6 protein-coding genes and 1 pseudogene are annotated in these 8,699 nt (G+C 69.3%); 4 read left to right on the top strand and 3 right to left on the bottom strand.

All coding sequences use genetic code 11. The annotated features are described in order from the left end of the window. Positions 1–129: 129 nt before the first annotated feature. Both H5J31_RS32135 and H5J31_RS32140 read left to right on the top strand, forming a co-directional pair. A complete protein-coding gene (locus H5J31_RS32135; RefSeq protein ID WP_181776425.1) occupies positions 130–3,723 on the top strand; it encodes a S8 family serine peptidase in 3,594 nt (1,197 codons plus the stop codon). 113 nt (positions 3,724–3,836) lie between these two features. Further along, the gene (locus tag H5J31_RS32140; protein WP_181776426.1) at positions 3,837–4,778 is read left to right on the top strand and encodes a hypothetical protein; all 942 of its coding nucleotides are present in this window, start codon (positions 3,837–3,839) and stop codon (positions 4,776–4,778) included. On the opposite strand, the gene H5J31_RS32145 is transcribed toward H5J31_RS32140, so the two are convergent. Beyond that, positions 4,762–6,186, bottom strand: coding sequence for a glycoside hydrolase family 76 protein (locus tag H5J31_RS32145; RefSeq protein WP_181776427.1), 1,425 nt, complete (start codon positions 6,184–6,186; stop codon positions 4,762–4,764). The genes H5J31_RS32140 and H5J31_RS32145 overlap by 17 nt on opposite strands. Before the next feature lie 158 nt (positions 6,187–6,344). Here H5J31_RS32145 and H5J31_RS32150 point away from each other — a divergent pair, with 158 nt between their 5' ends. Both H5J31_RS32150 and H5J31_RS32155 read left to right on the top strand, forming a co-directional pair. Then, positions 6,345–7,430: an LLM class flavin-dependent oxidoreductase gene (locus H5J31_RS32150; protein WP_181776428.1), complete on the top strand. Its 1,086-nt coding sequence runs from the start codon at positions 6,345–6,347 to the stop codon at positions 7,428–7,430. Continuing rightward, complete coding sequence (locus tag H5J31_RS32155) at positions 7,427–8,008, top strand: FMN reductase (protein ID WP_181776429.1); 582 nt, start codon at positions 7,427–7,429, stop codon at positions 8,006–8,008. The genes H5J31_RS32150 and H5J31_RS32155 overlap by 4 nt, the downstream gene beginning before the upstream one ends. 126 nt (positions 8,009–8,134) lie before the next feature. Here H5J31_RS32155 and H5J31_RS32160 read toward each other — a convergent pair whose 3' ends face one another. Together H5J31_RS32160 and H5J31_RS32165 are read right to left on the bottom strand one after the other, a co-directional pair. Further along, positions 8,135–8,476, bottom strand: a complete 342-nt coding sequence (locus H5J31_RS32160) for a YciI family protein (RefSeq protein ID WP_181776430.1) — start codon at positions 8,474–8,476, stop codon at positions 8,135–8,137. Beyond that, positions 8,476–8,699 (bottom strand): annotated as a pseudogene (locus tag H5J31_RS32165) (hypothetical protein); the annotation flags it as partial. The pseudogene H5J31_RS32165 and the gene H5J31_RS32160, both read right to left, overlap by 1 nt.

Here is an 8,699-nt window from a genome sequence, read left to right on the forward strand (position 1 = left end):
GTTCGCGGCCACGCCCAGTCATCTGACCTCGTCCTTTCGCTGACCGTCCGTGAAGGTCACAACTTGTCCGCCGGAGCCGGCGTCCTAGCGGTAGGAGCCGCGAACGCGCGGCTTTCACTGGGAGGACGCATGAAACTGCGAAGAGCGATCGCGACCACGGGGCTGCTGGCCGCCGGGCTGGTACCGGTGGGTGAGGCCGTGGCCACACCCGGGGAGGCTCCGCCGCCGCGGGGAACGGTCCGGCCGGTCACGCTCATCACCGGTGACCGGGTCATGGTGGACGTCGCCGCCGACGGCCGGGTCAAGGTGGTCCCCAGCCGGGACAGCGGTAACCATTTCGTCTTCACCGAGGACGGCGATCAGTACGTCCTCCCGTTCTCCGCGCTCGATCCGGTGAAGGAGAACCGGGTCGACAAGCGGCTGTTCAACGTCTCGGCGCTCGTCCGGCAGGGCCGGGACGATCTGCGCTCCGGCGAAGTGCCGCTCTTGGCGGGACATGCCCAGGGAGCCCTGGCGGCAAACATGCTCCCCGGGCGGACGAAGGTGACGCGCTCTCTGCCGTCGCTGGGGGTGACGGCGGCGGCCGTGGGCAAGAACGACGCGAAACAGTGGTGGCGCGACTTCGCCGCACAGCGGTCTTCCGGCGCGAAACTCTGGCTGAACGAGAACCTCCGGCCGGTCCTCGACCAGAGCGTTCCGCAGGTCGGCGCCCCGGAGGCGTGGAAGGCGGGGTTCACCGGAGACGGTGTCAAGGTCGCCGTGCTGGACACCGGCTACGACCCCGGCCATCCGGATCTCGCCGGCGTGGTGACCGGTTCGGCGAGCTTCGTCCAGGAGGACGTACGCGACGTCGTCGGCCACGGCACGCATGTGGCGTCGACCATCGCGGGCACCGGAGCCGCGTCGGGCGGCCGCTACCGCGGCGTCGCACCCGGCGCGAAGGTGCTCGCGGGGAAGGTCTGCGGGGCCGACGACTGCCCGCAGGACGCCATCCTCGCCGGGATGCAGTGGGCGGCCGACCAGGGCGCGAAGGTGGTGAACCTGAGCCTCGGCGGATTCCCGAGCGACGGCACGGATCCCTTGTCGCAGGCGGTGAACCGGTTCACCGAGCAGTCCGGGATGTTGTTCGTCGTCGCCGCGGGGAACGACGGCCTGGACCAGTCCGTCTCCTCGCCCGCCGCGGCGGACGCGGCGCTCGCCGTGGCCGCCGTGTCCAAAAAGGACGAGCTCACGGCGTTCTCCAGCCGCGGCCCCAGGCTCGGCGACCTGGCGGTGAAGCCGGATATCGCCGCGCCGGGAGCCGGCATCGTCGCGGCGAGGGCGGCGGGGACGTACCCGGACGCGTCGGTGGACCTGCGGTACGCCCGGCTCGATGGCACGTCGATGGCGACGCCGCATGTCGCGGGAGCGGCCGCGATCCTCGCCCAGCGGCATCCGGACTGGAAGGCCGACCGGCTCAAACCGGGGCTCACCGGCAGTGCCGACCCGCTCGCCGGGGGCTCGGTGTACGGGCTCGGAGCGGGACGTCTCGACGTCGCCAGGGCCCATCGTCAGCAGGTCAGAGCCGCGCAGACGAGCCTTTCCCTGGGCGCGGTCACACGGCCGCACGAGCCGGTCACCAAGACCGTGACCTACCACAACGACGGTGCCCAGCCCGCCGTGCTGACCCTGTCCCTCAAGGCCGATGGCGTACCGGCCGGGATGTTCCGGACCGGGTCGAACGTCGTCGTCGTGCCGCCGAGCGGCTCCGTGGACGTTCCGGTGACGGTCGACTACGGCCGTGCGACGGCCGGGACCTTCGGCGTCCGGTTGATCGCCACGGGCGGCCGCGGCGAACGCGTCGTCACACCGATCGGGACCGTCGTGGCACCCGAGACCCGCAAGCTGACCATCGACGCGATCACGCATCGCGGCAACGCACAGGGCGACAACCTGTTCTTCGTGCAGGACCGGGACACCGGGAAGGCGGTGCCGGCCCAGGGCGGCACGATCGACCTGCCGATCGGCCGGTACCGCGTGCTCGGCAGCCTGGAGGACTGGGAGAAGACGCCCGAGGTCCCGTACGGCGAACCTGTCGCCCAGGTCGGTGTCGCCCAGGACTTCGATCTCCGTGAGGACCGGAAGCTGTTCTTCGACGGCAGGGCGGGAAAGCCGGTGAAGCAGACCGTCGACGATCCGGACGTCCGGGTGCCCGAGCAGTACACCGGGCTCTGGTCCGGACTGGGCGGCATGATCGGCGGAATCGCGCTGCGCGGCAGGCCCGGCGGGCATTTCGTGCTGCCGAGCGGGCCGCTGCCGTCGATGGGCGTGGACGGGCTCTTCTTCGCCGACCGGCCGCTGCTGACGGTGGACGGCGGGTCCCTGCGCCTCGCCCCGCACGACAACGACCCGAACGGATTCCGGGGCGACATCACCGCGTCTGTCGTGGATCTCGGCCGCACGGCGGATCCGGGTGTCCGGGGCAAGATCGGGTACATCCGGGCCACCCTCGAAGATCCGCCCGGGCAGACCACGGCGATCGTCGAACGGCTGATCGCCGACGGGGCGAAAGGTGTACTGATCGGGGGAACGTCCTTTGTGGACGAGCGGGCGTGGCCGGTGCCGGTCGCGTCGGTCGTCGTCAAGGAGCAGGCCGATCTGGAGGCCGCGCTCGCCAAGGGGCCGCTCACGGTGCGGATCCGGGGGATCGCCGCCAGCCCGGTCACCTACGAGCTGGTCGACCAGGTGAGCGGCGGGCTGCCGGACGGCATCACCTGGGCGCATCGGCGGGCCGATCTCGGCCTGCTGCACGTCCGCAACTTCGGGTCGCCCCCGGTCGCCTCGGTGGACCGGACGATGTACTGCGCCGACGGGACCGTGTGCGCGAGCTTCGGCGCGAGTCATCCGTATTTCCCGTCGGAGCACGACGTCTACGTGACGCCGGATCGACTCTGGGAGACCTCGGTGATCTCGGGTGTCAGCGGCTGGGCCCTGGTGCCCGCCCAGATCCTCGATCCCGTGCTGGTGAAGCCGGGGCAGCGGGTCGAGGAGGACCTGCTGAAGGGGCCGTTCGGGCCGGATCTGGGAGGGCGGCAGTTCGGTTTGAACTTCGAACCGTTGACGGCCGCGGTGACCAGGACCGGCGACAAGATCCGGGTGAACGTGCCCGCGTTCGCACCGTCCGGCCGGGTGCATTCGGCCGCCTATCTGCCGGTGGTTCAGGACAGTGGCACGACGTCGCTGACCAAGGACGGCAGACCCGCCGGCGCCAACGACGTGCCGGGGTCGGGCATCTTCGACGTCCCGAGGGAAGCGGGCAGGTACACGCTGAAGGTCGACAGCACGCGGAAACTCGACGGGCGGGATCCGCTGCGATACGTCGGCGAGTGGACGTTCTCGAGTGGACACCGGCCCGGCACGAAGGCGTTGCCGCTGCTGGACGTCCGCTACGACCTGCCGCTCGATCTCGGCAACGGGGCGGCCGCGGGGGAGTTCACCTTCACCGTGTCCGCCGCGCACCAGGCCGGTTCGGGCGCTCGGGCGGGGATCCGGGGCCTCGGCGTCGAGGCGTCGTCCGATGACGGCGCGACCTGGGCACCCGCGCGGGTGGTCCGCGTCGGGGACCGCTGGCAGGTCACCGTCGTCAACCCCGGTGCCGGGTTCGTCTCGCTGCGCACGAAGGTGAGCGACACCGACGGCGGCACCCTGACGGAAACCCTGCTGAAGGCCTACCGCGCCGGGTGAGGCGAGCGTCCCGGTGGCCGGGTCATCGGCCGCCGGGACGGCTTCCTCACGCGTCCGATGAGGCGTTATGGTTTCCCCTGTCACACTGCTGGGGGTGGCAGGGGGAAACGGAAGTGGCCGTCGAAACCGGTCCCGCGCGCGCGTCGACCGCGCAGCGTGTGGTGAGTCTTTGGTATTTCGTGGTGGTCATCGCGTCACTGGGGGTGCTCGCGCCCCTGCCGTTCGTGCACGCGGCGATCCGGCTGCGCCGTGCGCTCGTGCTGCTGTACGTGGTGATCTACAGCTCGGCCTCCTGCGGGCTGATCTATCTGCTCGCGGTCGGGGAAACAGAGGGTGACGTCGGGGCGGTCATGGCCGTCTCGTGGTTCTTCGGCACGATCCTGTTGATCGCCGTGTCCTGCGTCCACCTCGCCCTGCTGCGGAAGCAGATCCTCTATCCGCAGCGGACGGTCTGGGTCGAATCCGGCATGCACTGTGGCCTGTTCTCGATCGACATCGCCGGATTCGGCCAGGTCGGGCGCAGCAGCGACGTCTTCGTCCAGGTGCGGCGGATGCTCTTCGGCCTGCTGGCCGACGCCTTCGAGACCAGCGGCATCGCCTGGAACGCCTGTCTCAAACGGGATACGGGGGACGGCATGATCGTCGTCGTCCCGCCGCATTTCCCGAAGTTCCGGCTGCTGCTCCCGCTGCTTTCGCAACTGGCGGCCGAACTGGCCAAGTACAACGTGGTCACCGAACCGGCGCTGCGGATCCGGGTACGCGTGGCGATCCACGCCGGAGAGGTCACGCTCGACGAGTACGGCGTGACGGGGCGGCCGAAGGTGCTGCTCGCCCGGCTGCTCGACTCGCGGGTGCTGCGTGACGCGCTCACCGAAGCGCCGGACGGCTCACCCGTCGTCGTGCTGGTGTCGGACCGGTTCCACGAGGACGTCCAGGACCAGGGAGGCCCCGGCCTCGACACGATGAGCTACCGGCAGGTGCTCGTGCACGAGAAGGAGACCGAGGTCCTCGCCTGGCTGCATGTCCCGACGCCGGTGATCAGAGTGCTGCCGTGAGGACCTCCAGCGCGCTGTGCTGACGGGCGGCGTCGATCCGGTCGACCGGACCGGCCCAGCGCAGACCGTGCTGATCGAGCGACGTGCGGTTGTTCGCGATCGTCGAATTCGCTTGGCGCGTCAGGTAAGCGCGATACGGTCTGCCCGCCAGCGCCCGGTCCAGCTCGCCGAGGTTGCGGGCGTACGCGCCCTTGAACGACGGCCCGTCGGCACCGCAGTCGCCGGGCTCGCACGGGTCTCGCAGGATCCCGCCGGAATGCAGCGACGGCGCCGTGGTGGAGGCGTCGGCGAGTTGACGGGCCCTGGTGAGCAGGGCGGCGTCACCGGTCGCGCGGTTCAGTTCGAGCAGGGCGCCGAGGACGATGCCCTGGTTGTAGCTCCACACGGCGTCCCCGTTGTTGACGCACGAGGAGTTCAGGCCGTCGTTGATCAGGTCGCTCCCGTTGATCATGCCGCTGCCGCGGAACCAGTCCCAGACCTCGCGGGCCCTGGCCAGCTGGACCGTGTCACCGGGGAGGCGGTTGTGCAGTGACGCGGCGACCTTGACGTACAACTCGTTGGTGACCGCGTTCTTGTACGTCCGCGCCGTCGACCACCAGAGTCCGCCGCCGCAGGTCCCGTCGCGGTAGGAGTACATGTAGTTCGCGGCGATGACGGCGGTGTCGAGGTAGCGGCGGTCCTTCGTCAGGTCGTAGGCGCGGATCCAGGCGAGCGCCCACCAGCCGGTGTCGTCGATGTACTCGTTGGTGAAATCGTCGCCGCGGTTGCGATCGAAGGTGTTGCCGATCGCGTAGCGGTAGGTCTGGGAGCCGGTGCGGGTGCTGTAGTCGAGGATCGCGGTGAGCGCGTTCGCCGAATTCCACCAGCCCGTGGTCTGCCAGAGCCCGGTGTCGTTGTCGTAGAACTGCATGAGCGCGGTGGCCGCGGCTTCGGTGCGGTTCGCCGCGGCGACCGTCGTGCGGAACCACGGCGTGCAGGCGATTTCCGGGCGGTTGCCCGCCTTCCCGCAAGCGCGGAGCGCGCCGAACCGGTGGGTGGCGGGGTCGTCGCCGTTGAACATCAGGGTCCGCCAGCCGCGTTGGCCCGCCGGGATCTTCGTGTCGCCGATCCGGCTGTCGCCGGCCCAGGTGCGGCCGCCGTCGAAGGAGCGGTCGAGCCAGACCTCGTCGCCGGGATCACCGTTTTGGACGCTGCCCCAGCCCATGTCGTCGCCGTCGGAGAGGTGCAGCGTGATGGCGCGGCCCCAGACCGTCGCCGTGCTGGGTCTTCTGTCGCCGACGGCCAGCGCGGGGTCGCGGCCGTCGCAGTACTGGGCGCAGATCGTCGCCGTGACGGTGGGTTCCGGAGTGGTGGTGGCCGGCGTGAAAGCGAATGTCAACGTTGTCACAAGCAGAGTGGTGAGCCACATGGATTCAAGTGTGAGGGCGGTCACTTCGTGAGCCGATCAAGTCACTCGTTCGGCCCGCGCCGAAGGTCTGGACCAGCGGGGTGGCGGCCGGGAATATCTCTTCCGTGCGTAAGGTTGAACGCTCAAGCAAAGATACCCCGGTGACTAGGGAGCAGGTCATGCAGTTCGGAATCTTCACGGTGGGCGATGTGACGACCGACCCGACCACCGGGGAGGCGCCCAGCGAGCACGAGCGCATCAAGGCGATGGTGCGGATCGCGCTCAAGGCCGAAGAGGTCGGTCTCGACGTCTTCGCGACCGGCGAGCACCACAACCCGCCGTTCGTGCCGTCTTCGCCGACCACGATGCTCGGCCACATCGCCGCGCGGACGTCGAAACTCATCCTTTCCACGTCGACGACACTGATCACCACGAACGACCCGGTGAAGATCGCCGAGGACTTCGCGATGCTGCAGCACCTCGCCGACGGCCGCGTCGACCTGATGATGGGCCGCGGCAACACCGGACCGGTGTACCCCTGGTTCGGGCAGGACATCCGGCAGGGCATCCCGCTGGCGATCGAGAACTACCACCTGCTGCACCGGTTGTGGCGGGAGGACGTGGTCAGCTGGTCCGGGAAGTTCCGGACGCCGCTGCAGGAGTTCACCTCCACGCCGCGGCCGCTCGACGGTGTCCCGCCGTTCGTCTGGCACGGATCGATCCGCAGTCCGGAGATCGCGGAACAGGCCGCGTACTACGGCGACGGGTTCTTCGCGAACCACATCTTCTGGCCGAAGGAACACTTCCAGGCGCTGATCGAGTTGTACCGCGAGCGGTACGAGCACTACGGCCACGGCAAGGCGGACCAGGCGATCGTCGGACTCGGCGGCCAGGTGTTCCTGCGGCCGAAGTCGCAGGACGCGGTGCGCGAATTCCGGCCGTACTTCGACAACGCGCCGGTGTACGGGCACGGGCCGTCGCTGGAGGAGTTCACCGACCAGACGCCGCTGACCGTCGGCAGCCCGCAGGAGGTCATCGACAAGACGCTGACCTTCCGCGAGCACTTCGGCGACTACCAGCGTCAGCTGTTCCTGGTGGACCACGCCGGTCTGCCGCTGAAGACCGTGCTGGAGCAGCTCGATCTTCTCGGCGAACACGTGATCCCGGTGCTGCGAAAGGAACTCGACGCGCTCCGCCCTGCTCACGTGCCCGAGGCTCCCACGCACGCTTCGCTTCTTGAGGCTTCTTCGGCGGTGACCGCGTGACGACGATCGCAGTGGTGACAGCTGGTTTGAGTCAGCCGTCCTCGACGCGACTGCTCGCGGACAAACTGGCCGCGGCGGTTTCTTCCGCGCTGCCGGACGTGAAGATCGAGGTGATCGAACTCCGCGATCTGGCCCTCGACGTCACGAAGAACATGCTGACCGGATTTCCCTCTCCGGCCCTGCGCGCGGCCATCGACACGGTGACCGCCGCGGACGGCCTGATCGCCGTGACGCCGGTGTTCACCGCGTCGTACAGCGGACTGTTCAAGTCGTTCTTCGACGTACTGGACCAGAAGGCGCTCGACGGGAAGCCGGTCCTGATCGGCGCGACAGGCGGAACCGAACGGCACTCGCTCGTGCTCGACTTCGCACTGCGGCCGCTCTTCGCCTACCTTCGCGCCGAGCCGGTCGCGACAGCGGTGTACGCCGCGTCGTCGGACTGGGCGTCTCCGGGTGACCTCGACGCCCGGGCTTCGCGGGCCGGGCGGGAGTTCGCTTCCCGGGTCTCGGAGGCTCCGGTGGCGGCTGTGAGCAGCGGGTTCGTGCCGTTCGAGCAGCTGCTGAACGGGGCGGAGTGAGCAAGGGACCTTTGCTATCACTTGGGGCGCGTGAGCCGCTGGTAAGTCCGTGAAGGCCTCCTTCCCTACCTTGAGAGTAGGGAAGGAGGCCTTCACGGACTTCCGACGAAGTCTCCCCGGGCCGCGTCAGGGAGTCGGCCAGATCGGCCGGATCTCGATCGTCGCCACCTTCGTGACGGGGTGCTTCGACGCGATCTCGATGGCCTCGTCGAGGTCCGCGCACTCGATCAGGTCATAGCCGAGGATCTGTTCCTTCGTCTCCGCGAAGGGTCCGTCCGAGACGAGCAGTTCGTCGTCGCGCAGCCGCACCGTGGTCGCGGTGGCCGTCGACCGCAGCCTGCTGCCGGACAGCCGCACCCCGCGAGCGGTCATCTCGTCGACCCACGCCTGCGTCCTCTCGTCGAGCGGGTCGTCGCATTCGTCGGTGCCGGGCGTCTCGGTCCCGCAGATCAGCAACATGTAGCGCATCAGTCCTCCACCACCTTCGCCAGCGCCTTCCGGGGGCGCAGCGTCGAAAGAGCAATCGCCAGGCCCAATGCCGCGAAGCAGGCGGCGGCCGCGAAACCGGCTCGGAAGCCTCCTGTCACGGCGTCCGGGGACGTCGCGGTCCCGGTGACGGCCGCCGACACGGCCGAGGCTACCGAGACGCCGAGCGCACCGCCGAGTTGGAACGCGGCGGTGGTGATGCCGG

The organism is Amycolatopsis pittospori (genome assembly GCF_013870525.1).
GTDB classification, from domain to species: Bacteria; Actinomycetota; Actinomycetes; order Mycobacteriales; family Pseudonocardiaceae; genus Amycolatopsis; species Amycolatopsis pittospori.